At 50.6% G+C, this 25,209-nt stretch carries 21 protein-coding genes and 2 pseudogenes; 19 read left to right on the forward strand and 4 right to left on the reverse strand.

Annotation, left to right across the window (positions count from 1 at the left end; all coding sequences use genetic code 11):
• Nucleotides 1-488: 488 nt before the first annotated feature.
• Nucleotides 489-1,577 (forward strand): DNA-binding transcriptional activator/c-di-GMP phosphodiesterase PdeL, encoded by a 1,089-nt coding sequence (pdeL, locus tag ACJHX3_RS15820; protein WP_001305451.1) that lies wholly within the window; start codon nucleotides 489-491, stop codon nucleotides 1,575-1,577.
• A 41-nt stretch (nucleotides 1,578-1,618) separates the two neighbouring features.
• Here the strand turns inward: pdeL and ACJHX3_RS15825 are convergent, their stop codons facing one another.
• Both ACJHX3_RS15825 and ACJHX3_RS15830 read right to left on the reverse strand, forming a co-directional pair.
• Nucleotides 1,619-2,551, reverse strand: a complete 933-nt coding sequence (locus tag ACJHX3_RS15825; protein WP_001084392.1) for a LysR substrate-binding domain-containing protein — start codon at nucleotides 2,549-2,551, stop codon at nucleotides 1,619-1,621.
• 91 nt (nucleotides 2,552-2,642) lie between these two features.
• Nucleotides 2,643-3,140, reverse strand: coding sequence for a DUF1097 domain-containing protein (locus tag ACJHX3_RS15830; RefSeq protein ID WP_001013882.1), 498 nt, complete (start codon nucleotides 3,138-3,140; stop codon nucleotides 2,643-2,645).
• 257 nt (nucleotides 3,141-3,397) lie between these two features.
• Between ACJHX3_RS15830 and ACJHX3_RS15835 the strand changes: the two genes are divergently transcribed.
• The 14 genes and pseudogenes from ACJHX3_RS15835 (at nucleotide 3,398) to yahM (ending at nucleotide 18,546) form a co-directional block, all read left to right on the forward strand.
• Nucleotides 3,398-4,003: an ankyrin repeat domain-containing protein gene (locus ACJHX3_RS15835; protein WP_000153102.1), complete on the forward strand. Its 606-nt coding sequence runs from the start codon at nucleotides 3,398-3,400 to the stop codon at nucleotides 4,001-4,003.
• Nucleotides 4,004-4,042: 39 nt separating this feature from the next.
• Nucleotides 4,043-4,906, forward strand: coding sequence for a DUF2877 domain-containing protein (locus tag ACJHX3_RS15840; RefSeq protein ID WP_087890990.1), 864 nt, complete (start codon nucleotides 4,043-4,045; stop codon nucleotides 4,904-4,906).
• A complete protein-coding gene (fdrA, locus tag ACJHX3_RS15845; protein WP_087890989.1) occupies nucleotides 4,896-6,443 on the forward strand; it encodes an acyl-CoA synthetase FdrA in 1,548 nt (515 codons plus the stop codon). Before ACJHX3_RS15840 ends, fdrA begins: the two co-directional genes overlap by 11 nt.
• Entirely contained in the window at nucleotides 6,443-7,861 is a 1,419-nt protein-coding gene (locus ACJHX3_RS15850; RefSeq protein WP_087890988.1) for a DUF1116 domain-containing protein, read from the forward strand. The genes fdrA and ACJHX3_RS15850 overlap by 1 nt, the downstream gene beginning before the upstream one ends.
• A 95-nt stretch (nucleotides 7,862-7,956) precedes the next feature.
• Nucleotides 7,957-8,907, forward strand: a complete 951-nt coding sequence (locus ACJHX3_RS15855; RefSeq protein WP_087890987.1) for a carbamate kinase family protein — start codon at nucleotides 7,957-7,959, stop codon at nucleotides 8,905-8,907.
• 9 nt (nucleotides 8,908-8,916) lie between these two features.
• Entirely contained in the window at nucleotides 8,917-10,299 is a 1,383-nt protein-coding gene (locus tag ACJHX3_RS15860; RefSeq protein WP_000665143.1) for an amidohydrolase family protein, read from the forward strand.
• 298 nt (nucleotides 10,300-10,597) lie between these two features.
• Complete coding sequence (locus tag ACJHX3_RS15865) at nucleotides 10,598-11,008, forward strand: ASCH domain-containing protein (RefSeq protein WP_000152768.1); 411 nt, start codon at nucleotides 10,598-10,600, stop codon at nucleotides 11,006-11,008.
• A 253-nt stretch (nucleotides 11,009-11,261) separates the two neighbouring features.
• A pseudogene (locus ACJHX3_RS15870) lies at nucleotides 11,262-12,244 on the forward strand (autoinducer 2 ABC transporter substrate-binding protein).
• Between the two features lie 48 nt (nucleotides 12,245-12,292).
• Entirely contained in the window at nucleotides 12,293-13,777 is a 1,485-nt protein-coding gene (locus ACJHX3_RS15875) for a sugar ABC transporter ATP-binding protein (protein WP_140427148.1), read from the forward strand.
• A complete protein-coding gene (locus ACJHX3_RS15880; RefSeq protein WP_000818902.1) occupies nucleotides 13,770-14,741 on the forward strand; it encodes an ABC transporter permease in 972 nt (323 codons plus the stop codon). Before ACJHX3_RS15875 ends, ACJHX3_RS15880 begins: the two co-directional genes overlap by 8 nt.
• Nucleotides 14,738-15,694 carry an ABC transporter permease gene (locus ACJHX3_RS15885; RefSeq protein ID WP_001558664.1) on the forward strand — a complete coding sequence of 319 codons (957 nt, stop codon included), beginning with the start codon at nucleotides 14,738-14,740 and terminating at the stop codon, nucleotides 15,692-15,694. Before ACJHX3_RS15880 ends, ACJHX3_RS15885 begins: the two co-directional genes overlap by 4 nt.
• Nucleotides 15,695-15,780: 86 nt before the next feature.
• Nucleotides 15,781-16,830 (forward strand): NADPH-dependent aldehyde reductase YahK, encoded by a 1,050-nt coding sequence (yahK, locus tag ACJHX3_RS15890; RefSeq protein WP_001558665.1) that lies wholly within the window; start codon nucleotides 15,781-15,783, stop codon nucleotides 16,828-16,830.
• A 242-nt stretch (nucleotides 16,831-17,072) separates the two neighbouring features.
• Complete coding sequence (gene yahL, locus ACJHX3_RS15895) at nucleotides 17,073-17,888, forward strand: protein YahL (RefSeq protein ID WP_001309286.1); 816 nt, start codon at nucleotides 17,073-17,075, stop codon at nucleotides 17,886-17,888.
• A gap of 412 nt (nucleotides 17,889-18,300) precedes the next feature.
• Nucleotides 18,301-18,546: a protein YahM gene (gene yahM, locus ACJHX3_RS15900; RefSeq protein WP_000290600.1), complete on the forward strand. Its 246-nt coding sequence runs from the start codon at nucleotides 18,301-18,303 to the stop codon at nucleotides 18,544-18,546.
• Nucleotides 18,547-18,562: 16 nt separating this feature from the next.
• Here the strand turns inward: yahM and ACJHX3_RS15905 are convergent.
• Nucleotides 18,563-19,234 (reverse strand): annotated as a pseudogene (locus ACJHX3_RS15905) (LysE family transporter).
• A gap of 146 nt (nucleotides 19,235-19,380) precedes the next feature.
• Here ACJHX3_RS15905 and yahO point away from each other — a divergent pair.
• Nucleotides 19,381-19,656 (forward strand): DUF1471 family periplasmic protein YahO, encoded by a 276-nt coding sequence (gene yahO / locus ACJHX3_RS15910; protein WP_000691953.1) that lies wholly within the window; start codon nucleotides 19,381-19,383, stop codon nucleotides 19,654-19,656.
• A 100-nt stretch (nucleotides 19,657-19,756) separates the two neighbouring features.
• Here yahO and prpR read toward each other — a convergent pair whose 3' ends face one another.
• Nucleotides 19,757-21,343 carry a propionate catabolism operon regulatory protein PrpR gene (gene prpR, locus ACJHX3_RS15915; RefSeq protein ID WP_001589779.1) on the reverse strand — a complete coding sequence of 529 codons (1,587 nt, stop codon included), beginning with the start codon at nucleotides 21,341-21,343 and terminating at the stop codon, nucleotides 19,757-19,759.
• 238 nt (nucleotides 21,344-21,581) lie between these two features.
• Between prpR and prpB the strand changes: the two genes are divergently transcribed.
• Genes prpB through prpD form a run of 3 tightly spaced genes read left to right on the forward strand, consistent with a single transcriptional unit; the run spans nucleotide 21,582 to nucleotide 25,171 of the window.
• A complete protein-coding gene (gene prpB / locus ACJHX3_RS15920) occupies nucleotides 21,582-22,472 on the forward strand; it encodes a methylisocitrate lyase (RefSeq protein ID WP_000052173.1) in 891 nt (296 codons plus the stop codon).
• Between the two features lie 44 nt (nucleotides 22,473-22,516).
• Nucleotides 22,517-23,686, forward strand: a complete 1,170-nt coding sequence (prpC, locus tag ACJHX3_RS15925) for a 2-methylcitrate synthase (RefSeq protein WP_094321705.1) — start codon at nucleotides 22,517-22,519, stop codon at nucleotides 23,684-23,686.
• Between the two features lie 33 nt (nucleotides 23,687-23,719).
• A complete protein-coding gene (gene prpD / locus ACJHX3_RS15930) occupies nucleotides 23,720-25,171 on the forward strand; it encodes a 2-methylcitrate dehydratase (RefSeq protein WP_001589780.1) in 1,452 nt (483 codons plus the stop codon).
• Nucleotides 25,172-25,209: the final 38 nt, after the last annotated feature.

Raw genomic sequence — 25,209 nt, forward strand, 5'->3', positions numbered from 1 at the left:
CAGCCTTAAAAAGCAGGTTGTTAAGGGATAGGCATAGAGTAATGACGTGTATGCATAACCAACATCTTTACTCATTATGTCATTGAATGTTGACGCTATGTGTTTATGAGGTTGAGGTATTTTCAGTTGATCTGGATTGTTAAATTCATATAATGCGCCTTTACTCATGAATGGGCGTCAATACGTAGTGGGAAATTATAAATATTGAAATAGTCCAACTACTTCTTTATTACCAAAAATGAGTATCTGAATTTTAATATTGCATTCTTGCGTGATTATCTCCTGAGTTTGACTTGTGATTACCTTTTTAAGGTATTTAGCGTAACTGTTTTTGAGCGAGCATCAGAGGTAAAGATAATCTTTTTGATAGTGATGTGGGATGTTATGCGTATGGCATCGCTGATGTTTATGGTTACCCCTTATGTGTGCTCAGGAATCCACAGGTAATCACTCATACTGAACAGCGATAAAAGATAAAAGGTGTGTTCATGAATTCATGTGATTTTCGTGTTTTTCTGCAAGAGTTCGGTACAACGGTTCATTTGTCATTGCCTGGTAGCGTATCCGAGAAAGAACGACTGCTACTCAAGCTGCTGATGCAGGGAATGTCTGTAACAGAAATATCACAGTACAGAAATCGCAGTGCAAAGACCATTTCACATCAAAAGAAACAGCTCTTTGAGAAACTGGGGATTCAGAGTGATATTACTTTCTGGCGGGATATTTTCTTTCAGTACAATCCGGAGATCATATCCGCCACGGGTAATAATAGTCACAAATATATTAATGATAATCACTATCACCATATCGTCACGCCTGAAGCCATCAGTCTGGCGTTGGAAAACCATGAGTTTAAACCGTGGATCCAACCGGTTTTCTGCGCGCAGACTGGGGTACTGACGGGCTGTGAGGTGCTTGTCCGCTGGGAACATCCACAAACGGGAATTATCCCACCGGATCAGTTTATTCCTCTGGCGGAGTCATCTGGTCTTATCGTCATAATGACTCGCCAGTTGATGAAACAGACTGCGGATATTCTGATGCCGGTAAAACATTTGCTGCCGGACAATTTCCATATTGGCATCAACGTCTCGGCGGGTTGTTTTTTGGCTGCGGGATTTGAAAAAGAGTGTCTGAACCTGGTTAAGAAATTAGGTAACGATAAAATCAAACTGGTTCTCGAGCTAACGGAACGTAACCCTATTCCGGTAACGCCAGAAGCCAGAGCGATATTTGACAGCCTTCATCAGCACAACATTACCTTTGCGCTGGATGACTTTGGTACGGGTTATGCGACCTATCGTTACTTGCAGGCGTTCCCGGTCGATTTTATTAAGATCGATAAGTCATTTGTGCAAATGGCGAGCGTGGACGAAATATCCGGTCATATTGTGGACAATATTGTCGAACTGGCGCGTAAGCCTGGTCTGAGTATCGTGGCGGAAGGGGTAGAAACCCAGGAGCAGGCGGATTTAATGATCGGCAAAGGCGTTCACTTTTTACAGGGCTATTTGTACTCCCCGCCAGTTCCGGGTAATAAATTTATCTCTGAATGGGTAATGAAAGCAGGTGGTTGATGTAAACCGCTATTCACAGCGCATCGGGAGGTTGGCAGCGATTAATTCTCCCGATGCAGTAAATCCTGATAGATCCCCGTTAATATGCCATTTGGCGCAAATTGTTTTTTAATCCACTGCGTCACCTGACCCGTAGCAGAATGCTGAGTCGCCAGTAACATGCGCGAATCCTGGCGCGGATTATGGATTTGTCGGGTAACCAGCAGGGATTGCGTCATCGCCTCACGGACCATGTAATCCGGCAAAAAACCAATCCCTTCACCTAAAATCTGGCACTGACATTTGGTGTTGAAATCTGGCACCAGAATCGACTCCTGCCCATGCAGCAACCAGCCCACTTTTTTATTAATCGTATGCGCGGTGTCCTCCACCATGATATTAGGATAGAGACGCAGTTGGCTTTCGGCGATCGGCTCCGGCACAAAGGCTAATGGGTGATCCGGGGCGATAGCAAAAGCCCAGCGAATTGCGCCAATCTCCGTGTAATCAATGCCGCCGCCGTCCAGCAGTGTGTCGGGCGCGCCGATAGCAATATTCGCCTGATTATTAATAATCGCATCCCAGACGCCGTTATACACTTCGGTCGTCACGGTAATCTGGCAGGTTGGAAACTGCTTTTTCAGTACCTGCAATAAGCGTGCGGTGTGTTTGGGCGTATAAAGCAGTTGGTTAATACATATGCGCACCCGTGCTTCTATACCCTGCGAAATAGTATCGATGCTGCGTTTGATGGCGTGAAAATCATTCAGCAGGTCGGTAGCTTTGCGGAAAAAATAACGCCCGGACTCCGTTAACTCAATGCTTCGGGTACTGCGAGTGAACAGCACCACATCCAGCCCTGTTTCCATTCGCTTGATGGTGTAGCTAATGGCGGAAGTGGTTAAACCCAACTCTTCTGCGGCTTTACTGAAACTGCCAAAACGCGCAGCGGTAGTAAATGCCAACAGATTCTCTTCGGTAAAAATTGAGTTCATTAAACCATTCCCGCCATTATCGAATATGAATTTCTCCAGCCATGACTGTAGAGGTATCGGTTAAAGATAGATAATCATTTTTGAATAACTTTTAATACCCGTCGCGTTTAGTCGTCGCTTCGCTTAATTTTTGTCCGCCATATTCTGAAATTATCCCCACGCAGTTACCCGCCAGAAAACCCAGTAATGTCACTGTCCAGTTCATCCCGCTGGCAAAAAATAGCGTCATGCCGAGAAAGCCTCCGGGAATAAAAGACAATAAACCGAAACGTCCTTGCCAGACCACCACCGCCGAGAAGGGTACAGTCATAATCACGCTCGCCCAGAACGTGGACAATCCACTCACCGAGGCCAGCCAGCCGGCAGCCAGCGCGGCGAAAAACGCCCACACCATCCCGGAATAATTAACCGCCAGACTTCTGATAAACCCCGATTTACCGCCGCCTGCGGCATAAAAACTGCAAAAGGCGACGAAGCCAATGGTTCCTAATAATTCCCATCCCTGAGAGAGCCCGACATGTGAAGACACTAACTGCCAAAGCCCTGCACAAATACCGACGGTGACACCCGTTGCCGTGAGTCCGTTCATCTTGTTCCCCTCTGGTTAGACATGGACGAAAGCTACTCTTACATGTGCAGACTATAGAGAAATAAAACCTGATTGAGTGAAAGGGTATCGGGTCAAAGAAACAAATATTGCACTACCGCACACTGCGAAAAGATTGTTGAACATCATTCAACAAAAAGGCGAAATACGGCGAATTAAATTTAAGCGGGTTCTTTTATCAGATTATCGTTGCTATTCTCAATTCATCGAAAACAGCCACAAAAACCAGGGGAATGTGAATGACTATAAAAAATCTACCTGCCGACTATTTATTGGCTGCGCAACAGGGTGATATCGATAAAGTAAAAACATGCCTTGCGCTGGGTGTCGATATTAATACCTGCGATCGTCAGGGGAAAACGGCAATTACGCTGGCAAGTTTATATCAGCAATATGCTTGCGTTCAGGCATTAATTGATGCCGGAGCAGATATTAATAAGCAAGATCAAATATGTTCAAATCCTTTTTTAATTAGCTGCCTGACCGGCGATTTAACCCTGTTACGGATTATTTTACCGGCTAAACCCGATCTTAATTGCGTCACCCGTTTTGGCGGTGTCGGCCTGACGCCTGCCTGTGAAAAAGGCCATTTAAGTATTGTAAAAGAGCTTTTGGCGCATACGGAGATTAACGTTAACCAGACCAACCATGTTGGCTGGACGCCGCTACTGGAAGCAATTGTGCTTAATGATGGCGGGATTAAACAGCAGGCGATTGTCCAGTTATTGCTGGAACACGGTGCCAGCCCGCACATGACGGATAAATATGGCAAAACGCCGCTGGAACTGGCGCGGGAACGAGGCTTTGAAGAGATTGCGCAGTTACTGATTGCCGCAGGTGCATAAACCGGGAGGCTTGCTATCAACACACCAGAAAGACGGTGTGTGTGGGCGCTAACTGCGGATGCTGATTTTCTGGCGCAGCGGGGGCAAGGTCAGGTTGAACAGGTCTTTGCCAGAGCGGTAAATATCGCACTTCCGGCCCGCCAGCAGTTGCTGACGCTGCTTTGTGAAGAGTACGACAATGCGCCAAACAGTTGTCGGTTGGCACTCACTCACTTTGATGGTCTGTTCCGGCATGGTGATAAGGTTCAGTTTGACGATCAAGGCATTACGGTTGGTCAACATCTTCATATAGAGATGAGTCGTTGTCGGCGTTGGCTGTCCCCAACCTTGCAAATGGCCGCTGTGAATTTTCACCTTATCGCCTGGCAACAGTGGCATGACATTATTCATCAGCACCTGGGGCAAAATGAAACCCTGTTTAATTATCGCGGCGATAATCCGTTTTATCAGGCGTTAAATAAAGAATTACATATTAAACGACGGGCAGTTATTCAGGCCGTAAACGATAAACAAAATATCGCCTCAGCAGTCGCCAGTATGATGGGCTTAGGGATTGGCCTTACGCCATCAGCCGACGATTATTTAACAGGTCTGGCGCTTATTTTATTTATTTCCGGGCATCCGGCGGAAAAATACAAAGAGGAATTTTATCTCGGTCTGCAACGCGGCAGAAATAATACCACGTTATTAAGTGCCATAACGCTGGAAGCCGCATTACAACAACGCTGCCGGGAAAATATTCATCGTTTTATTCATAACATTATTTATGACATCCCTGGGAACGCAACTCAGGCAATAGAAAAAATTAAACATATTGGCTCCAGTTCCGGCTGCGACATGCTGTATGGCATGGCCGATGGTTGTGCGCTGAGCCAAACCTACGGAGGGAATTATGTCAGTTAAAATAGTCATTAAACCGAATACCTATTTTGATTCTGTCTCGCTGATGTCTATCTCCACGCGTGCAAATAAACTCGACGGCGTCGAGCAGGCATTTGTGGCGATGGCGACCGAAATGAACAAAGGCGTGCTGAAGAATTTAGGGCTGCTGACGCCGGAGCTGGAGCAGGCGAAAAACGGCGACCTGATGATTGTCATCAATGGTAAATCGGGTGTGGACAACGAGCAGTTGCTGGCGGAGATTGAAGAACTGTTCAACACCAAAGCGCAAAGTGGCTCGCACGAGGCGCGTTACGCCACTATTGCCAGCGCCAAAAAGCATATCCCGGAAAGTAACCTGGCAGTGATTTCGGTCAACGGTCTGTTTGCCGCTCGCGAAGCGCGTCAGGCGCTGCAAAACGATCTTAACGTGATGCTGTTTTCCGATAACGTCTCAGTTGAAGATGAACTGGCGCTCAAACAGTTGGCCCACGAAAAAGGGCTGCTGATGATGGGGCCAGACTGCGGTACGGCGATTATCAACGGCGCGGCGCTCTGCTTTGGTAACGCCGTGCGTCGTAGCAACATCGGTATTGTTGGCGCATCCGGCACCGGTAGTCAGGAACTGAGCGTCCGCATTCATGAATTTGGCGGCGGCGTTTCGCAACTGATTGGCACCGGCGGGCGCGACCTGAGCGAGAAAATCGGCGGCCTGATGATGCTCGACGCTATCGGGATGCTGGAAAACGATCCGCAAACTGAAATCATTGTGCTTATCTCCAAACCGCCAGCGCCTGCGGTGGCCCGCAAAGTGCTGGAACGCGCACGCGCCTGCCGTAAGCCAGTGGTGGTCTGCTTCCTCGGTCGTGGCGAAACGCCAGTGGATGAGCAGGGGCTACAGTTTGCTCGCGGCACCAAAGAGGCGGCACTAAAAGCGGTGATGCTCTCCGGTGTGAAACAAGAACATCTCGACTTGCATACCCTGAACCAGCCGTTGATTGCGGATGTGCGTGCGCGTCTGCAACCGCAGCAGAAATACATTCGTGGCCTGTTCTGCGGCGGCACGCTGTGTGACGAAACCATGTTCGCGGTGATGGAAAAACACGGCGATGTCTACAGCAACATCCAGCCCGATCCTGAATTCCGCCTGCAAGATATCAACCGCAGCATCAAACACACCTTCCTCGACTTTGGCGATGACGACTTCACCAACGGCAAGCCGCATCCAATGATTGACCCGACCAACCGCATCAGCCGGTTGATCGAAGAAGCGCGCGATCCAGAAGTGGCGGTGATCGTGATGGATTTTGTGCTCGGGTTTGGATCGCATGAAGATCCGGTCGGTTCCACCATCGAGGCGATCAAAGAGGCGAAAGCGATCGCCGCTGCCGAAGGGCGCGAGTTGATCATTCTCGCCTATGTGCTGGGTACCGATCTCGATACGCCATCGTTAGAACAACAAAGCCAGATGCTGCTTGATGCTGGGGTAATTCTGGCAAGCAGCAGCACCAATACCGGATTGCTGGCGCGTGAATTTATCTGCAAAGGGGAGGAAGCCTGATGAGCCAGTCACTGTTTAGCCAACCGTTGAACGTTATTAACGTCGGCATCGCCATGTTTAGCGATGATTTGAAAAAGCAGCATGTAGAAGTGACCCAACTCGACTGGACGCCGCCGGGGCAGGGCAATATGCAGGTGGTGCAGGCGCTGGACAATATTGCCGATTCGCCGCTGGCAGATAAAATCGCCGCCGCTAACCAGCAGGCGCTGGAGCGCATTATCCAGTCGCATCCGGTGCTGATTGGTTTTGATCAGGCGATTAACGTGGTGCCGGGTATGACGCCGAAAACCATTCTTCACGCCGGGCCGCCGATCACCTGGGAAAAAATGTGCGGCGCGATGAAAGGCGCGGTCACCGGAGCGCTGGTGTTCGAAGGACTGGCGAAAGATCTCGATGAGGCGGCTGAACTGGCGGCCTCCGGGGAGATCACCTTCTCGCCGTGCCACGAGCACGACTGCGTGGGTTCGATGGCGGGTGTTACCTCGGCCTCGATGTTTATGCACATCGTAAAAAACAAAACCTACGGCAACATCGCTTACACCAATATGAGCGAGCAGATGGCGAAGATTTTGCGTATGGGCGCTAACGACCAGAGCGTGATTGACCGCCTCAACTGGATGCGCGATGTGCAGGGGCCAATGCTGCGTGACGCGATGAAAATTATCGGCGAGATCGATCTGCGCTTAATGCTGGCGCAAGCGCTGCATATGGGCGATGAATGCCATAACCGCAATAACGCCGGGACGACGCTGCTGATTCAGGCGCTGACGCCAGGGATTATTCAGGCGGGTTATTCCGTCGAGCAACAGCGCGAAGTGTTTGAGTTTGTCGCCAGCAGTGACTACTTCTCCGGCCCGACGTGGATGGCGATGTGTAAAGCGGCGATGGATGCGGCGCACGGCATCGAATACAGCACCGTGGTCACCACGATGGCGCGTAACGGCGTCGAGTTCGGCCTGCGGGTCAGCGGATTACCGGGGCAATGGTTTACCGGTCCGGCGCAGCAGGTCATCGGCCCGATGTTTGCCGGTTATAAGCCGGAAGATTCGGGGCTGGATATTGGCGACAGCGCCATCACCGAAACCTACGGCATTGGCGGATTTGCTATGGCGACCGCGCCCGCGATCGTCGCGCTGGTGGGTGGCACGGTGGAAGAGGCTATCGATTTCTCCCGTCAGATGCGTGAAATCACCCTTGGCGAAAACCCCAACGTCACCATTCCGCTGCTCGGTTTTATGGGCGTGCCATCGGCAATCGACATCACCCGCGTGGGTAGCAGTGGCATTCTGCCGGTGATCAACACCGCCATCGCTCATAAAGATGCGGGCATCGGCATGATTGGCGCGGGCATTGTGCATCCACCATTCGCCTGCTTCGAGAAAGCCATTCTTGGCTGGTGCGAACGTTACGGCGTTTGACTCTCCAACCGCACCTTACGATCCCTTCTCCCTTCTGGGGAGAGGGGCAACCTCACTCTCATAACCCCATCACCCTCTGTAGCGGACATAACAACATGAAAGAGCTTGTGGTCGTTGCCATTGGTGGCAACAGCATTATCAAAGATAACGCCAGCCAGTCGATTGAGCATCAGGCGGAGGCGGTGAAAGCCGTGGCCGATACGGTGCTGGAAATGCTGGCTTCCGATTACGACATTGTGCTGACCCACGGTAACGGGCCGCAGGTCGGGCTGGATTTACGCCGCGCGGAGATTGCTCACGAGCGCGAAGGGCTGCCCTTAACGCCGCTGGCGAACTGTGTGGCGGATACGCAAGGCGGCATTGGCTATCTGATCCAACAGGCGCTGAATAACCGACTGGCGCGTCACGGCGAGAAAAAAGCCGTCACCGTGGTGACTCAGGTGGAAGTGGATAAAAACGATCCGGGTTTTGCTCATCCCACCAAGCCCATCGGCGCATTCTTCAGTGAAAGCCAGCGTGACGAATTACAAAAGGCAAACCCTGACTGGCGTTTTGTTGAAGATGCCGGACGGGGCTATCGCCGCGTGGTCGCCTCGCCGGAACCGAAACGTATTGTCGAGGCACCTGCCATTAAGGCGCTGATCCAACAAGGCTTTGTCGTAATTGGCGCGGGCGGCGGTGGAATTCCGGTAGTGCGTACTGAAGCGGGGGATTACCAAAGCGTGGACGCGGTTATCGACAAAGATCTCTCTACCGCGCTGCTGGCCCGTGAAATTCACGCCGACATTCTGGTGATCACCACTGGCGTCGAAAAAGTGTGTATTCACTTTGGCAAACCGCAGCAGCAGGCGCTCGATCGGGTGGATATTGCCACCATAACCCGCTATATGCAGGAAGGGCATTTTCCGCCTGGCAGCATGTTGCCAAAAATCATCGCCAGCCTGACGTTCCTGGAACAGGGCGGCAAAGAAGTGATTATCACCACGCCGGAATGCCTGCCTGCGGCGCTGCGCGGTGAAACGGGCACCCATATTATTAAAACGTAAGGACGTAAGATGAAAGAAAGCAATAGCCGCCGTGAGTTTCTGAGCCAGAGCGGTAAGATGGTCACCGCCGCCGCGCTGTTTGGTACCTCTGTGCCGCTCGCCCATGCGGCAGTCTCTGGCACAACCCACTGCGACGCGAATAACACCATGAAAATCACTGACCCGCACTACTATCTCGACAACGTGTTGCTGGAAACCGGTTTTGACTACGAAAATGGCGTGGCGGTGCAGACCCGCACGGCGCGCCAGACTGTGGAAATTCAGAACGGCAAAATTGTTGCCCTGCGCGAGAACAATCAGCATCCGGACGCCACGCTGCCGCACTATGACGCTGGCGGTAAGCTGATGCTGCCCACCACCCGCGACATGCATATTCATCTCGACAAAACCTTCTACGGCGGGCCGTGGCGCTCGCTCAATCGTCCGGCAGGCACCACCATCCAGGACATGATTAAGCTTGAGCAGAAAATGCTGCCGGAACTGCAACCGTACACTCAGGAACGGGCGGAAAAACTGATTGATTTATTGCAGTCGAAAGGCACTACCATTGCCCGCAGCCACTGCAATATCGAACCGGTTTCCGGCCTGAAAAATCTGCAAAATTTGCAGGCGGTTCTGGCGCGACGTCAGGCGGGCTTCGAGTGTGAAATTGTCGCCTTCCCGCAGCACGGTTTGCTGCTGTCGAAATCAGAACCCTTAATGCGCGAAGCGATGCAGGCGGGGGCGCATTACGTCGGCGGGCTGGACCCGACCAGTGTTGATGGCGCGATGGAAAAATCCCTCGACACCATGTTCCAGATTGCGCTGGACTACGACAAAGGCGTTGATATTCACCTGCACGAAACCACTCCGGCAGGCGTGGCAGCCATCAATTATATGGTTGAAACGGTGGAGAAAACGCCGCAACTGAAGGGCAAGCTGACCATCAGCCACGCCTTTGCGCTGGCAACGCTCAATGAGCAACAGGTAGATGAACTGGCGCACCGGATGGCGGCGCAGCAAATTTCTATCGCCTCGACGGTGCCGATTGGCACGCTGCATATGCCGCTCAAACAGTTGCACGACAAAGGCGTAAAAGTGATGACCGGCACCGACAGCGTTATCGACCACTGGTCGCCTTACGGCCTGGGCGACATGCTGGAAAAAGCCAATCTGTACGCGCAGCTCTATATTCGTCCTAACGAACAGAACCTCTCCCGCTCGCTGTTTTTAGCCACTGGCGATGTATTGCCGCTCAACGAAAAAGGCGAGCGCGTGTGGCCCAAAGCGCAGGATGATGCCAGCTTTGTGCTGGTGGACGCCTCCTGTTCCGCCGAGGCGGTGGCGCGTATCTCGCCGAGAACGGCGACGTTCCATAAAGGGCAACTGGTGTGGGGGAGTGTGGCAGGTTGATACGCATTTGAAACGCCTGCAATGGTGAATCGTAAGAGATTTAAAGCCCCAGGGAGTGGGGCAGCAATGGTTTGCTAATGAATGATCCTGAACTTTATAATCTCCCGGCATAATTTCCAGGGGATTATTTGAGAGAAATACACAAAAGTGAGTTTTAACAAAGGTATTTATCAAGCCATAAATGTGACCGGCTTCGGATAAAAAAGATTAAACATAGAAAAACCAATGTTCCTCTTGCTGATGGTTATCAACAGTAATTAAGATGTGATTTTTTTTCCGTAATCGCGAAAATATTCTCATGACCATAAAAGAAAAAATCTCACAAAAATATCCCCATGCTTCCTTTTGTACTTTTGGCGATTCAGCAGCGTTGGCCGATCACCTCGCAACGTTGATTGCGACAGGTGTTAAAACAGCTTCCTGTGGTTCGCTGGCGGGATGTATTGAAGACAACGCATTTCCGATGATTGGTGAGTATAAGATTGTAGAAAATAGCCGTGGTGAGCCTGTCTGTGTTATCAGAGTGATTGGCCTGCATTTACTGCGCTTTTCTGATGTCACCGCGGAGCTTGCCCGTAAGGAAGGTGAAGGTGACCTCAGTCTTGAATATTGGCGTAATGAACACCGTCGTTTTTTCCAGGCAGAAGGATGCTATTCACCCGAAATGGACGTTATCTTTGAAGAATATGCCCTTATTGACGTTGTGTAGATAACTATTTTTCTACGCGAAATAAGCTCACAAACATAAAATATCGCTAATTTTGTTTATTTTGCTATTTTTTACGTGATGAATATCACACTTATTATTGCTGCCCGTTTTGTCCATATTTATAACCAAATTTTTAATAGCTGCCTGAAATAGGGCTGTTTATTCTGCATAAAAATATTCGAAAATTCTTATTCTCTCCAGCGCGCTAATTTGGGCGAACACTTCCTGACTACCCTGCAATGAGGCTGAAATGATGAATAAACGTTTTGTTATCAATATGGTGTCTTCGCTGTTATTAGGCGCTGCGCTAATTTCTGCGCCGCTCCAGGCAGCGGAAAAGTCGTGGTGAATATCTCTAAAGTCGATGGTATGCCGTGGTTTAATCGCATGGGCGAAGGTGTGGTTGAGGCGGGTAAAGCCTTTGGTGTTAATGCGTCACAGGTGGGGCCTTCAAGTACTGATGCTCCGCAACAGGTTAAAATTATTGAGGATTTAATCGCCCGTAAGGTTAATGCAATTACTATCGTGCCAAACGATGCCAACGTGCTGGAACCGGTATTCAAAAAAGCGCGAGATGCCGGAATTGTGGTTCTGACCAACGAATCCCCCGGTCAGCCAAGTGCTAACTGGGATATCGAAATCATTGATAACGAAAAATTTGCCGCTGAATATGTTGAGCATATGGCGAAACGCATGGGTGGCAAGGGCGGCTATGTGATTTACGTGGGTAGTTTGACCGTGCCGCAGCATAACTTATGGGCTGACTTGCTGGTGAAATACCAGAAAGAGCATTACCCGGATATGCATGAAGTTACCCGCCGCATGCCGGTTGCCGAGAGTGTGGATGACTCACGTCGTACCACACTGGACCTGATGAAAACCTATCCTGACTTGAAAGCGGTTGTCTCCTTTGGTTCAAACGGTCCGATTGGCGCGGGACGTGCAGTGAAAGAGAAACGGGCGAAAAATAAAGTCGCAGTCTATGGCATGATGATCCCTTCACAGGCGGCATCACTGATTAAAAGTGGTGATATCACCGAAGGGATTACTTACGATCCGGCCTCTGCAGGTTACGCACTCGCGGCTGTCGCCAGCACGTTGCTGAAGGGTGAAGAGATCAAACCTGGATTAGAAATGGAGAATCTCGGTAAGGCCGACGTAGATATGGATAAGCGAATTATCCGTTTCCATAAGGTATTACTGGTCAACAAAGACAATATCGACTCACTTTATTAATCCATTTCTTCGGGGCGAAAGCCCCGATTCTTATTGCCAGGGGATGCTATGGAAACCTTCCTTTCCCTTCGTCATATCAACAAAACGTTTCATGCCACGCGAGCGCTGCGCGATGTTTCTCTCGACTTTATGTCGGGTGAAGTGCACTGCCTTGCCGGGCAAAACGGCTGTGGTAAATCGACGTTGATTAAAATTATGTCCGGTGTTTATCGCCCGGATGAGGGAGCGGAAATTACGCTTGGTGGGAAAAACTGGTCAAAGCTGACACCCGCCGCTTCGGTGGCGCAGGGGATTCAGGTGATTTATCAGGACCTCTCTTTATTTCCTAACCTGAGTGTCTGGGAGAATATCGCCGTGAATCACTATCACCACGGTCTGTTTGTTAACCGCCGTCGTCTGCGTGAGGTGGCGCAGGCGGCAATGACCAGTATTAACGTCACATTGCCACTGGATACGCTCGTTTCTGAGCTTTCAATTGCCCGCTGTCAGCTGGTGGCAATTTGCCGTGCACTGGCGCAGGACGCACGGTTGATCGTGATGGATGAACCAACCGCTTCGCTGACCCATCAGGAAGTGCAAGGGTTATTACAGGTGGTGCATCAATTGCGGGAACGCGGGATCTGCGTGGTCTTCGTCAGTCATCGTCTGGAAGAAGTGATGGAAGTTTCCGACCGTATTTCAGTGCTGAAAGATGGTGAGCTGGTCGGGACCTTTCCGGCCGCAGAGATGACCACAAAACAACTCAGTTTTCTGATGACCGGCCAGGAGTTCGAATATCAGGTGCGAGAGTTGTGGCAGGGAAAATCTAGCACCCCGGTGCTGGAGGTGCGTAATTTAAGTCGTCATGGGGAATATCAAAATATTAACTTGCGGGTGGAAGCGGGCGAAGTGGTGTCGATTGTTGGCCTGCTTGGTGCGGGGCGCACGGAATTATGTCTGAGTCTGTTTGGTATGACCCGACCGGATGCTGGTGAGATCCTCATCAACGGTCAGCCGGTTATACTGCATAGTAACCAGGACGCCATCCGCCACGGTATTGGTTATGTTTCGGAAGATCGCATGTCGCGCGGTTTGGTGATGGCGCAATCTATTGAAGACAACATCATTAGCACTGTTTTTCACAAGGTAAAAGATCGCTTCGGCTTTCTGAGTGAAGCTAAAGTGCGTGACCTGGTGGACAGGCTAATCAAGGCATTGACCATCAAAGTCTCTGACCCACATCTCCCGGTGAATACGCTTTCCGGGGATAACGCGCAGCGAGTATCGATCGCCAAATGGCTGGCGATTGGGCCACGACTGTTGATTCTCGATAGCCCGACTGTCGGTGTTGATATCGCCAACAAAGCAGGAATATACGGCATTATCAGCGATCTGGCGGCTCATGGCATTGCGGTATTGATGATCTGCGATGAAATTGAAGAAGCGTGGTATCAAAGCCACCGGATTTTGGTAATGCAAAAAGGTCAGATCACCCATAGCTTCCTGCCTGACAGCAGTTCTCAGGCCAGGATTGCGGAGGTGGTAAATGGCTGAACTGAAAAAACGCCATGAATTCTGGCTGGCATTACTGATTGTGGTGCTGTTTGTTGGCCTTGCCTGGCGCAGCGACGAGTTTCTGACATTCGGTAATTTGTACGATCTCGCCAATAACTATGCCATGTTGACTATTCTCGCCTGTGGTTTGTTTGTGGTGTTGATTTCCGGTGGAATTGATATTTCGTTTCCAGCAATGACCATCATTGCGCAATACGGCATGGTGCTGTTGCTGCAAAAAATTGGTGGTAACTTCGCTGTCGCGTTTGCCCTGGCGGGCGGCATCGGCATTTTACTTGGCTTAATTAACGCCTTACTGGTTAATCGCCTACGGGTGCCTTCTATCATCATCACTATCTCGACGCTGAATATTTTCTATGGCCTGCTGTTATGGTTGAGTAAAGGTGTGTGGCTGTACGACTTTCCGCCGTGGTTTGAGCAGGGGGTAATGTTGTTCAAGTACACCGATGCTGACGGCTATGACTATGGCCTTGGTCTGCCGCTGATCGCCATGATTACGGTGGTGCTGCTGACAGCGTTTATCATGAATTTCACCAGTGTAGGGCGCAAAATTTATGCCCTTGGCGGGAACCGTGAATCCGCCAGTCGCATCGGCTTTAGCGTGCTGAAACTGCAACTTTTCGTCTACGGCTATATGGGATTGATGTCTGGTGCTGCGGGTGTAGTGCAGTCGTGGACGGTGATGACTGTCGCCCCCGATTCTCTTCTGGGTTATGAGCTGACAGTACTGGCTGCGGTGGTGCTTGGCGGCACTAGTTTGCTCGGCGGGCGCGGCACGTTAACCGGTACTTTGCTCGGCGTGGTGTTGTTGGCAGTGATGCAAAACGGGCTAAATTTATTGGGAGTCTCGTCTTACTGGCAAACATTGATCACCGGCATCATCATCGTTGCCAGCATTAGCGCCACGGCGTGGAGTCAGCATCAGAACCGGAGTCTGCTATGAAAAAATCGTGGCGTAATAACGTTGAGTTTTACTTGATCGGCCTGCTGGTGCTAACGGTTGCCGCGTTCAGCATTACTATGCCGGAGATTTTCTGGTCGATAAGTAATTTCCAGTCCGTCGCTTCGCAAATGCCCGTGCTGGGCATTCTGGCGTTGGCTATGGCGGTGACCATGCTTTGCGGTGGCATTAACTTGTCAATTATTGCCACTGCTAACGCCTGTTCACTGGTGATGGCGTGGGTGGCGACTCAGTATCCACCGGGTATTGCTACGGTTGTCGCTACGCTGCTGGCGGGCGCTGGCGCGGCGGTGATAATCGGTTTATGTAACGGCGTATTGATTGCTGGTATTCGAGTGTCGCCAATTCTTGCAACGCTTGGGATGATGACGTTGCTCAAAGGGGTAAATATTCTGGTGACAGGCGGTAGCGCCATTGCCAATTATCCCTCATGGGTGCTGTGGTTGAATCATGCGCAATGGTTCGGTATTCCGCTACCGATGTGGTTGTTTGCCGCAGTGGCACTGGGGCTGTGGATATTGCTGGAGAAAACGCCGCTCGGTAAAGCCATTTATCTGATTGGTTCTAACGAACGAGCAACACTTTACTCCGGTATTAACACTCGTCGGGTGCTGATATGGGTGTATGTCATTTCCGCCTTACTTTGTGCGGTAGCGGCATTTTTGATGATGTCGAAACTCAACTCGGCTAAGGCCTCTTATGGCGAATCGTACTTGCTGGTGTCAATCCTCGCGGCAGTACTCGGCGGGGTTAATCCGGACGGCGGCAGCGGGCGGATAATTGGTATGGTGCTGGCGCTGTTTCTTCTGCAAATTATTGAAAGCGGCTTCAATATTCTCGGTATAAGCCCCTACCTGACGATGGCCTTATGGGGAACGTTGCTGCTCTGTTTCATTCAGGCTCGCGGCATGTTGGGGCTGGATCGGGTGGTTTAAATATTGGCTATATTCAATGGACGCGTTTTGCCGCGATGACATATCAGGCATCGCCAAATACACATAGCTAATCAGGAGTAAACACAATGAAGATCAAAGCTGTTGGTGCATATTCCGCTAAACAACCGCTGGAACCGATGGATATTACCAGGCGTGAACCGGGACCGCATGATGTCAAAATTGAAATCGCTTACTGTGGCGTCTGCCATTCCGATATCCACCAGGTCCGTTCCGAGTGGGCGGGGACGGTTTATCCCTGCGTGCCGGGCCATGAAATTGTAGGGCGTGTGGTAGCCGTTGGTGATCAGGTAGAAAAACATGCGACGGGCGATCTGGTCGGTGTCGGCTGCATTGTCGACAGTTGTAAACATTGCGAAGAGTGTGAAGACGGGCTGGAAAACTACTGTGATCACATGACCGGCACCTATAACTCGCCGACGCCGGACGAACCGGGCCATACGCTGGGCGGCTACTCACAACAGATCGTCGTTCATGAGCGATATGTTCTGCGTATTCGTCACCCGCAAGAGCAGCTGGCGGCGGTGGCTCCTTTATTGTGTGCAGGGATCACCACGTATTCGCCGCTACGTCACTGGCAGGCCGGGCCGGGTAAAAAAGTGGGCGTGGTCGGCATCGGCGGTCTGGGACATATGGGGATTAAGCTGGCCCACGCGATGGGGGCGCATGTGGTGGCATTTACCACTTCTGAGTCAAAACGCGAAGCGGCAAAAGCCCTGGGGGCCGATGAAGTTGTTAACTCACGCAATGCCGATGAGATGGCGGCTCATCTCAAGAGTTTCGATTTCATTTTGAATACAGTAGCTGCGCCACATAATCTCGACGATTTTACCACCTTGCTGAAGCGTGATGGCACCATGACGCTGGTTGGTGCGCCTGCGACACCGCATAAATCGCCGGAAGTTTTCAACCTGATCATGAAACGCCGTGCGATAGCCGGTTCTATGATTGGCGGCATTCCAGAAACTCAGGAGATGCTCGATTTTTGCGCCGAACATGGCATCGTGGCTGATATAGAGATGATTCGGGCCGATCAAATTAATGAAGCCTATGAGCGAATGCTGCGTGGTGATGTGAAATATCGTTTTGTTATCGATAATCGCACACTAACAGACTGAAAAAATTAATAAATACCCTGTGGTTTAACATATTAACTTCGCTCTCCACTTAACTTTTTAGTTAAGGAGAGCGAAATAATATCAAAGTAGCAGTAAAACCTATAACGTAAATTCAAATTGTTAAATTAACTCCCTCCAGTACACAATACTTCACACGTTAGTTATGAGCGATTTCTGATAGTGCCTGGTTTAATCAGGGCTTTATTATCTGCGACGTTTATTTTTATTTAAGAGAGATCGCGATGATATCATTAAAAGCTCCGCACAATAATTTGATGCCATATACGCAACAAAGCATACTTAATACAGTAAAAAACAATCAGTTACCAGAGGATATCAAAAGCTCCCTGGTCTCCTGTGTCGATATATTCAAGGTTTTGATTAAACAATATTATGATTATCCTTATGATTGTCGTGATGATTTAGTCGATGACGACAAACTCATTCATCTCATGGCTGCTGTACGAGACTGTGAGTGGTCAGACGATAACGCACTCACTATAAATGTGCAGTTTAATGATTTCCCTGGATTTTATGACTGGATGGATTACCCTGATCACCCGGTTAAGTTTGTTTTTCGCATACTTGAAAATCAAAAAGGGACAGTTTGGGTATATGACCAGGACGATGCGTTTCTTGATATTAAAGCAAACGTGCAGGCTGGACGCTTTACCGGGCTTAAGAAATTAGTGCAGTTTATCGATTCAGTGCGAACAGATTGCAAATGTATTCTTCTTGAACACCATATGCCTTTGCTGAGACTTTTCCCTAAAGGGAAAGAGTGTATGCATGTGGAAAAATGGCTTCGCGAAATGTCGTCTATTCCGGAGACCGACGCACCCATTAAGCAGGCGCTTGCGCATGGATTATTATTACACTTAAAAAATATCTACCCTGTTTTTCCTGAATCACTGGTGATGTTATTGCTCTCTGTTCTGGACGTAAAAACATACAGAGATGATGCGCGATTAAATCAATGGATATCTAATAGAGTCCAGGAATTAGGTGACAGATATTATCCTGTAAATAAGCACGTTAAAATCCGCTACACTCTTTAGTTCAGAAAGGGTTCCACCTGCGAGTTGTTATTCCACCAGAGAGTGAATCGCAAAGCAGGTAATCATTTCATCTGTATATCCGTATGCCAAATGGCATTCCACCGCCTTTTTCGCCGATATTTTGTTGTGATCGGCGACGCTTCGCTTAAAAAAGCATCAGCAGTGGTTTCGCAGCTATACGGTGTATAAAAAATGATCTCATGCAGATGTTTTGTGAATGTGTGGGTTGACATTCATATGAAAAAAATCATAATTCCATCATGTTTGTGTGGGGTCTTTTCTGTATCTTACGCATCGCACTCAAGCCTGACAGAAAATATGCTGTAAGGCTCATATCAAAAACCGCCATTAGCTCATCAGGAAGAGCAGACGACAACCAGGATTGTTGTATGGTACGGGGTTCGAGGCCTCGATGGCGGTCCAACTTTTCATAACTCTTCTGAATCAGATCCCCTTATTATCATCCCTGCAAAGTGAAACATTGCCATTGTTTGGCTATTCAGGACGGGTCAGAGCAATGAAAAAAGCCCACACAGGGGAGAGTGGGCTGAAATGGGAAGCTAAAGACTCAAGTAAACTTATCGGAAATAAGGACCACGCATTACGGGGGCTATCATCGCCGATGGTCGGGATTCGGCAAATCAGGTTGATTACGTAGAGAGTAAATTATCTGCTCACCGCTGCGTCACCCCTTCGTAAATCAGGCGTAGCGCGAATACACCAATAATTGCACCAATAACCCGACTGGCAACGCGTTGCATACGCCCATAAGCACGACGCACTGCGGGCAAAGAAAACGCCTGACTAAGAAAGACTCGCCAGATAATTGATGCGAGCACAATCCCCGCCCAGGCCATTAAACGTGCCCATGTTGGTGTTTCGGCATTTTATGTTACTGAGAAAATACTGATAAAAAATAAAACGGTTTGCGGGTTAGAGAGATCGGTAATTAATCCGCGGCGAAAAAAGACATACCAGGGGGCGCTAATCGGTTGTTGTAGTGTGCTCATTTGCGGTGTTGACTGGCGGCGCATGCTGCACCACGCAAACCATAAGAGATAAGCGCCGCCGACGATTCTGATAAGCGAAAAAATCTCCTCGCACTGCGTAATTAACGTCGCCAAACCAAACAAACCCAACCCGGAATAAAACGCATCGCCCAGCGCCACGCCCAGTCCGGTCAGCACTCCTGCGCGTCGACCGGAAGCCAGGCTGGTTTGTACTACCACAAAGAGATTGGCTCCCGGATTAAAAAAAGTAATCACGAACAGTCCTACGGTCAGGTAAACGGCATGCAAAGGATCCATAGTGATTTCATCCATAAATAAGTGAACTAACTGCATCATATTTCTACCAAAAATAATCGGGTGCGAGAGAGATCACAAAGTGTCTTATTTCCGGTTACTGGCGTTTATGCCCTGACTGAACTAATTATTAATCAACCCAATAATGTCGGTGGGTGATAGTGTGATAACAACTCTGGAGCCGTAATATGAAAATAATCTCTAAAATGTTAGTCGGTGCGTTAGCGTTTGCCGTTACCAATGTCTATGCCGCTGAATTGATGACCAAAGCGGAATTTGAAAAAGTTGAATCGCAGTATGAAAAAATAGGTGATATTTCAACCAGTAATGAAATGTCGACTGCAGATGCAAAAGAAGATTTAATCAAAAAAGCCGATGAAAAAGGGGCTGATGTGTTGGTGCTGACCTCTGGTCAAACTGACAATAAGATTCACGGCACGGCAAATATTTATAAGAAGAAGTAATTCTGAAACCTATGTAAACATCCCCGATGCGTAAGTTTATCGGTGATCATCATCTATTAAAATTTATGCCGGATAAAGCGTTCGCGCTGCATTCGGCAGTTCAGCTTTTCAGCCGCCGCCAGAACGTCGTCCGGCTGATACCTAAATAATTCGCCGCTGCTGTTTTATCGCCATTAAATTTCTCCAGTGCCTGTTGTGGTGTCAGCAAGGATGAGGAGGGAATTTTCGCTGACTCGCGCGCTAGTTCCGGCAGTAGCAGCTGCAAAAATTGCGGCGTTAAATCCGGCGTCGGTTCCACACTTAAAAACAGCGCCAGTCGCTCCATCATATTGCGCAGTTCACGAATATTGCCCGGCCAGTCGTAGTGCACCAGCACGGTTTCGCTTGCCTGTAATCCCTGGCGTAATGCGGCAGAAAACGGGGCGGAGAGCGCCGCCAGAGACACTTTCAAAAAGCTTTCCGCCAGCGGCAGAATATCCGCCACCCGCTCGCGCAGTGGTGGCAATTGCAGACGCAAAATACTCAGCCGATAAAACAGATCACGGCGAAAACGTCCTTGCTGCATATCTTCTTCCAGATTGCAGTGAGTGGCGCTAATGACCCGCACATCTACCGGAACAGGCTGATGCCCGCCGACGCGGGTGACCTCTTTTTCTTCCAGCACCCGCAGCAGCCGAGTCTGCAACGGCAGCGGCATTTCGCCAATCTCATCCAGAAACAGCGTACCGCCGTGGGCAATTTCGAACAGCCCGGCGCGACCTCCACGTCGCGAGCCGGTGAACGCCCCTTCCTCATAGCCAAACAGCTCTGCTTCCAGCAGCGATTCGGCAATCGCCCCGCAGTTGACGGCAACAAACGGATGCGATTTTTTGCACTGTCGCGCATCGTGGCGGGCAAAATATTCCCGATGAATCGCCTGGGCTGCCAGTTCTTTGCCCGTCCCCGTTTCCCCCTCAATCAACACCGCCGCACTGGAGCGGGCATACAGCAAAATAGTCTGCCGTACCTGTTCCATCTGTGGTGATTGACCGAGCATATCGCCCAGCACGTAACGAGTACGCAGGGCGTTGCGGGTGGCATCGTGAGTGTTATGGCGTAACGACATGCGCGTCATATCCAGCGCATCGCTGAATGCCTGGCGCACGGTGGCGGCGGAATAGATAAAAATTCCGGTCATTCCGGCTTCTTCTGCCAGATCGGTAATCAGCCCCGCGCCGACCACCGCTTCGGTGCCGTTAGCTTTTAGCTCGTTAATCTGCCCGCGTGCGTCTTCCTCGGTAATGTAGCTACGTTGGTCGAGGCGCAAATTAAAGGTTTTTTGAAACGCCACCAGCGCTGGAATGGTTTCCTGATAAGTGACAACGCCGATAGAAGAGGTGAGTTTTCCGGCTTTTGCCAGTGCCTGTAACACATCGTAGCCGCTCGGTTTAATCAAAATAACTGGCACTGACAGGCGGCTTTTCAGGTACGCGCCGTTAGAGCCAGCAGCGATGATGGCGTCACAGCGTTCGTTTGCCAGTTTTTTGCGGATGTAGGTCACCGCTTTTTCAAAGCCAAGCTGGATAGGGGTAATGTTCGCCAGATGATCAAACTCGAGGCTGATATCGCGAAACAGCTCGAACAGGCGCGTTACAGATACCGTCCAGATCACCGGTTTGTCGTCATTCAGCCGTGGTGGATGTGCCATAGCGCACCGCAAAGTTAAGAAACCGAATATTGGGTTTAGTCTTGTTTCATAATTGTTGCAATGAAACGCGGTGAAACATTGCCTGAAACGTTAACTGAAACGCATATTTGCGGATTACTTCATGACTTTATTTATAACAAATTGAAATTAAACATTTAATTTTATTCAGTCAATTGTGGCACACCCCTTGCTTTGTCTTTATCAACGCAAATAACAAGTTGATAACAAAGGATGGGCTATGTCTCTACACTCTCCAGGTAAAGCGTTTCGCGCTGCACTGTCTAAAGAAAATCCATTGCAGATTGTTGGCACCATTAACGCCAACCATGCGCTGTTGGCGCAGCGTGCCGGATATCAGGCAATTTATCTCTCCGGCGGTGGCGTGGCGGCAGGGTCGCTGGGGCTGCCCGATCTCGGTATTTCTACTCTTGATGACGTGCTGACAGATATTCGCCGTATCACCGACGTTTGTTCGCTGCCGCTGCTGGTGGATGCGGATATCGGTTTTGGTTCTTCTGCTTTTAACGTGGCGCGCACCGTGAAATCGATGATTAAAGCCGGTGCGGCAGGATTGCATATTGAAGATCAGGTTGGTGCGAAACGCTGCGGTCATCGTCCGAACAAAGCGATCGTCTCGAAAGAGGAGATGGTGGATCGGATCCGCGCGGCGGTGGATGCGAAAACCGATCCTGATTTTGTGATCATGGCGCGCACCGATGCGCTGGCGGTAGAGGGGCTGGATGCGGCGATTGAGCGTGCGCAGGCCTATGTTGAAGCGGGTGCCGAGATGTTGTTCCCGGAGGCGATTACCGAACTCGCCATGTACCGCCAGTTTGCCGATGCGGTGCAGGTGCCGATCCTCGCCAATATTACCGAATTTGGCGCAACACCGCTGTTTACTACCGATGAATTACGCAGTGCCCATGTTGCAATGGCGCTGTACCCGCTTTCAGCGTTTCGCGCCATGAACCGCGCCGCCGAACATGTCTACAACGTCCTGCGTCAGGAAGGCACGCAGAAAAGCGTCATCGACACCATGCAAACCCGCAACGAGCTGTACGAAAGCATCAATTACTATCAGTACGAAGAGAAGCTCGACGACCTGTTTGCCCGTAGCCAGGTGAAATAAAACACAACGAAAAATATCTCGACCCTACAAATGACGAGGACAATATGAGCGACACAACGATCCTGCAAAACAGTACCCATGTCATTAAACCGAAAAAATCGGTGGCACTTTCTGGCGTTCCGGCGGGCAATACGGCGCTCTGCACCGTGGGTAAAAGTGGCAATGATTTGCATTACCGCGGCTACGACATTCTTGATCTGGCGGAACATTGCGAATTTGAAGAAGTGGCGCATCTGCTGATCCACGGCAAACTGCCGACCCGTGACGAACTCGCCGCCTACAAAACGAAACTGAAAGCCCTGCGCGGTTTACCGGCTAACGTGCGTACTGTGCTGGAAGCCTTACCAGCGGCGTCGCACCCGATGGATGTTATGCGCACCGGCGTTTCCGCGCTCGGCTGCACACTGCCGGAAAAAGAGGGGCACACTGTATCTGGTGCGCGGGATATTGCCGACAAACTGCTGGCGTCACTTAGCTCGATTCTTCTCTACTGGTATCACTACAGCCACAACGGCGAACGCATCCAGCCGGAAACCGATGACGACTCCATCGGCGGTCACTTCCTGCATCTGCTGCACGGCGAAAAGCCATCGCAAAGCTGGGAAAAGGCGATGCATATTTCGCTGGTGCTGTACGCCGAACACGAGTTTAACGCCTCCACCTTTACCAGCCGGGTGATTGCGGGCACCGGCTCTGATATGTATTCCGCGATTATTGGCGCGATTGGTGCACTGCGCGGGCCGAAGCACGGCGGGGCGAATGAAGTGTCGCTGGAGATCCAGCAACGCTACGAAACGCCGGACGAAGCCGAAGCCGATATCCGCAAGCGGGTGGAAAACAAAGAAGTGGTCATTGGTTTTGGTCATCCGGTTTATACCATCGCCGACCCGCGTCATCAGGTGATCAAACGCGTGGCGAAGCAGCTCTCGCAGGAAGGCGGCTCGCTGAAGATGTACAACATCGCCGATCGCCTGGAAACAGTGATGTGGGAGAGCAAAAAGATGTTCCCCAATCTCGACTGGTTCTCCGCTGTTTCCTACAACATGATGGGCGTTCCTACCGAGATGTTCACCCCACTGTTTGTTATCGCCCGCGTCACCGGCTGGGCGGCGCACATTATCGAACAACGTCAGGACAACAAAATTATCCGTCCTTCCGTCAATTATGTTGGACCGGAAGACCGCCAGTTTGTCGCGCTGGATAAGCGCCAGTAAACCTCTACGAATAACAATAAGGAAACGTACCCAATGTCAGCTCAAATCAACAACATCCGCCCGGAATTTGATCGTGAAATCGTTGATATCGTCGATTACGTGATGAACTACGAAATCAGCTCCAGAGTGGCCTACGAGACCGCACATTACTGCCTGCTCGACACGCTCGGCTGCGGTCTGGAAGCTCTCGAATACCCGGCCTGTAAAAAACTGCTGGGGCCAATTGTCCCTGGCACCGTCGTACCCAACGGCGTGCGCGTCCCCGGAACTCAGTTCCAGCTCGACCCCGTCCAGGCGGCATTTAACATCGGCGCGATGATCCGTTGGCTCGATTTCAACGATACCTGGCTGGCGGCGGAGTGGGGCCATCCTTCCGACAACCTCGGCGGCATTCTGGCAACGGCGGACTGGCTTTCGCGCAACGCGGTCGCTAGCGGCAAAGCGCCGTTGACCATGAAGCAGGTGCTGACCGGAATGATCAAAGCCCATGAAATTCAGGGCTGCATCGCGCTGGAAAACTCCTTTAACCGCGTCGGCCTCGACCACGTTCTGTTAGTGAAAGTGGCTTCCACCGCCGTGGTTGCAGAAATGCTCGGCCTGACCCGCGAGGAAATTCTCAACGCCGTTTCGCTGGCGTGGGTGGACGGTCAGTCGTTGCGCACCTATCGCCATGCGCCGAACACCGGCACGCGTAAATCCTGGGCGGCGGGCGATGCCACTTCCCGCGCGGTACGTCTGGCATTGATGGCAAAAACGGGCGAAATGGGTTATCCGTCAGCCCTGACTGCGCCAGTATGGGGCTTCTACGACGTCTCCTTTAAAGGTGAGTCGTTCCGCTTCCAGCGTCCGTACGGTTCTTACGTGATGGAAAATGTGCTGTTCAAAATCTCCTTCCCGGCGGAGTTCCACTCCCAGACGGCAGTTGAAGCGGCGATGATGCTCTATGAACAGATGCAGGCAGCAGGCAAAACGGCGGCGGATATCGAAAAAGTGACCATTCGCACCCACGAAGCCTGTATTCGCATCATCGACAAAAAAGGGCCGCTCAATAACCCGGCTGACCGCGACCACTGCATTCAGTACATGGTGGCGATCCCGCTGCTGTTCGGACGCTTAACGGCGGCAGATTACGAGGACAACGTTGCGCAAGATAAACGCATCGACGCCCTGCGCGAGAAGATCAATTGCTTTGAAGATCCGGCATTTACCGCTGACTACCACGACCCGGAAAAACGTGCCATCGCCAATGCCATAACCCTTGAGTTCACCGACGGCACGCGCTTTGAAGAAGTGGTGGTGGAGTACCCCATTGGTCATGCTCGCCGCCGTCAGGATGGCATTCCGAAACTGGTCGATAAATTCAAAATCAATCTCGCGCGCCAGTTCCCGACTCGCCAGCAACAGCGCATTCTGGAGGTTTCTCTCGACAGAGCTCGCCTGGAACAGATGCCGGTCAATGAGTATCTCGACCTGTACGTCATTTAAGTAAACGGCGGTAAGGCGTAAGTTCAACAGGAGAGCAT

This window comes from Escherichia sp. WS1265 (assembly GCF_046487585.1).
GTDB classification, from domain to species: domain Bacteria; phylum Pseudomonadota; class Gammaproteobacteria; order Enterobacterales; family Enterobacteriaceae; genus Escherichia; species Escherichia coli.

Coding starts and splice junctions, on each gene's coding strand:
- ACJHX3_RS15835 (WP_000153102.1), top strand. CDS start 3,398: ATGACTATAAAAAATCTACCTGCCGACTATTTATTGGCTGCGCAACAG.
- ACJHX3_RS15885 (WP_001558664.1), top strand. CDS start 14,738: ATGAAAAAATCGTGGCGTAATAACGTTGAGTTTTACTTGATCGGCCTG.
- ACJHX3_RS15850 (WP_087890988.1), top strand. CDS start 6,443: ATGAGCCAGTCACTGTTTAGCCAACCGTTGAACGTTATTAACGTCGGC.
- yahL (WP_001309286.1), top strand. CDS start 17,073: ATGATATCATTAAAAGCTCCGCACAATAATTTGATGCCATATACGCAA.
- prpD (WP_001589780.1), top strand. CDS start 23,720: ATGTCAGCTCAAATCAACAACATCCGCCCGGAATTTGATCGTGAAATC.
- yahO (WP_000691953.1), top strand. CDS start 19,381: ATGAAAATAATCTCTAAAATGTTAGTCGGTGCGTTAGCGTTTGCCGTT.
- prpC (WP_094321705.1), top strand. CDS start 22,517: ATGAGCGACACAACGATCCTGCAAAACAGTACCCATGTCATTAAACCG.
- ACJHX3_RS15825 (WP_001084392.1), bottom strand. CDS start 2,551: ATGAACTCAATTTTTACCGAAGAGAATCTGTTGGCATTTACTACCGCT.
- fdrA (WP_087890989.1), top strand. CDS start 4,896: ATGTCAGTTAAAATAGTCATTAAACCGAATACCTATTTTGATTCTGTC.
- ACJHX3_RS15830 (WP_001013882.1), bottom strand. CDS start 3,140: ATGAACGGACTCACGGCAACGGGTGTCACCGTCGGTATTTGTGCAGGG.
- ACJHX3_RS15875 (WP_140427148.1), top strand. CDS start 12,293: ATGGAAACCTTCCTTTCCCTTCGTCATATCAACAAAACGTTTCATGCC.
- pdeL (WP_001305451.1), top strand. CDS start 489: ATGAATTCATGTGATTTTCGTGTTTTTCTGCAAGAGTTCGGTACAACG.
- prpB (WP_000052173.1), top strand. CDS start 21,582: ATGTCTCTACACTCTCCAGGTAAAGCGTTTCGCGCTGCACTGTCTAAA.
- ACJHX3_RS15860 (WP_000665143.1), top strand. CDS start 8,917: ATGAAAGAAAGCAATAGCCGCCGTGAGTTTCTGAGCCAGAGCGGTAAG.
- ACJHX3_RS15855 (WP_087890987.1), top strand. CDS start 7,957: ATGAAAGAGCTTGTGGTCGTTGCCATTGGTGGCAACAGCATTATCAAA.
- yahK (WP_001558665.1), top strand. CDS start 15,781: ATGAAGATCAAAGCTGTTGGTGCATATTCCGCTAAACAACCGCTGGAA.
- ACJHX3_RS15865 (WP_000152768.1), top strand. CDS start 10,598: ATGACCATAAAAGAAAAAATCTCACAAAAATATCCCCATGCTTCCTTT.
- yahM (WP_000290600.1), top strand. CDS start 18,301: ATGGCGGTCCAACTTTTCATAACTCTTCTGAATCAGATCCCCTTATTA.
- prpR (WP_001589779.1), bottom strand. CDS start 21,343: ATGGCACATCCACCACGGCTGAATGACGACAAACCGGTGATCTGGACG.
- ACJHX3_RS15880 (WP_000818902.1), top strand. CDS start 13,770: ATGGCTGAACTGAAAAAACGCCATGAATTCTGGCTGGCATTACTGATT.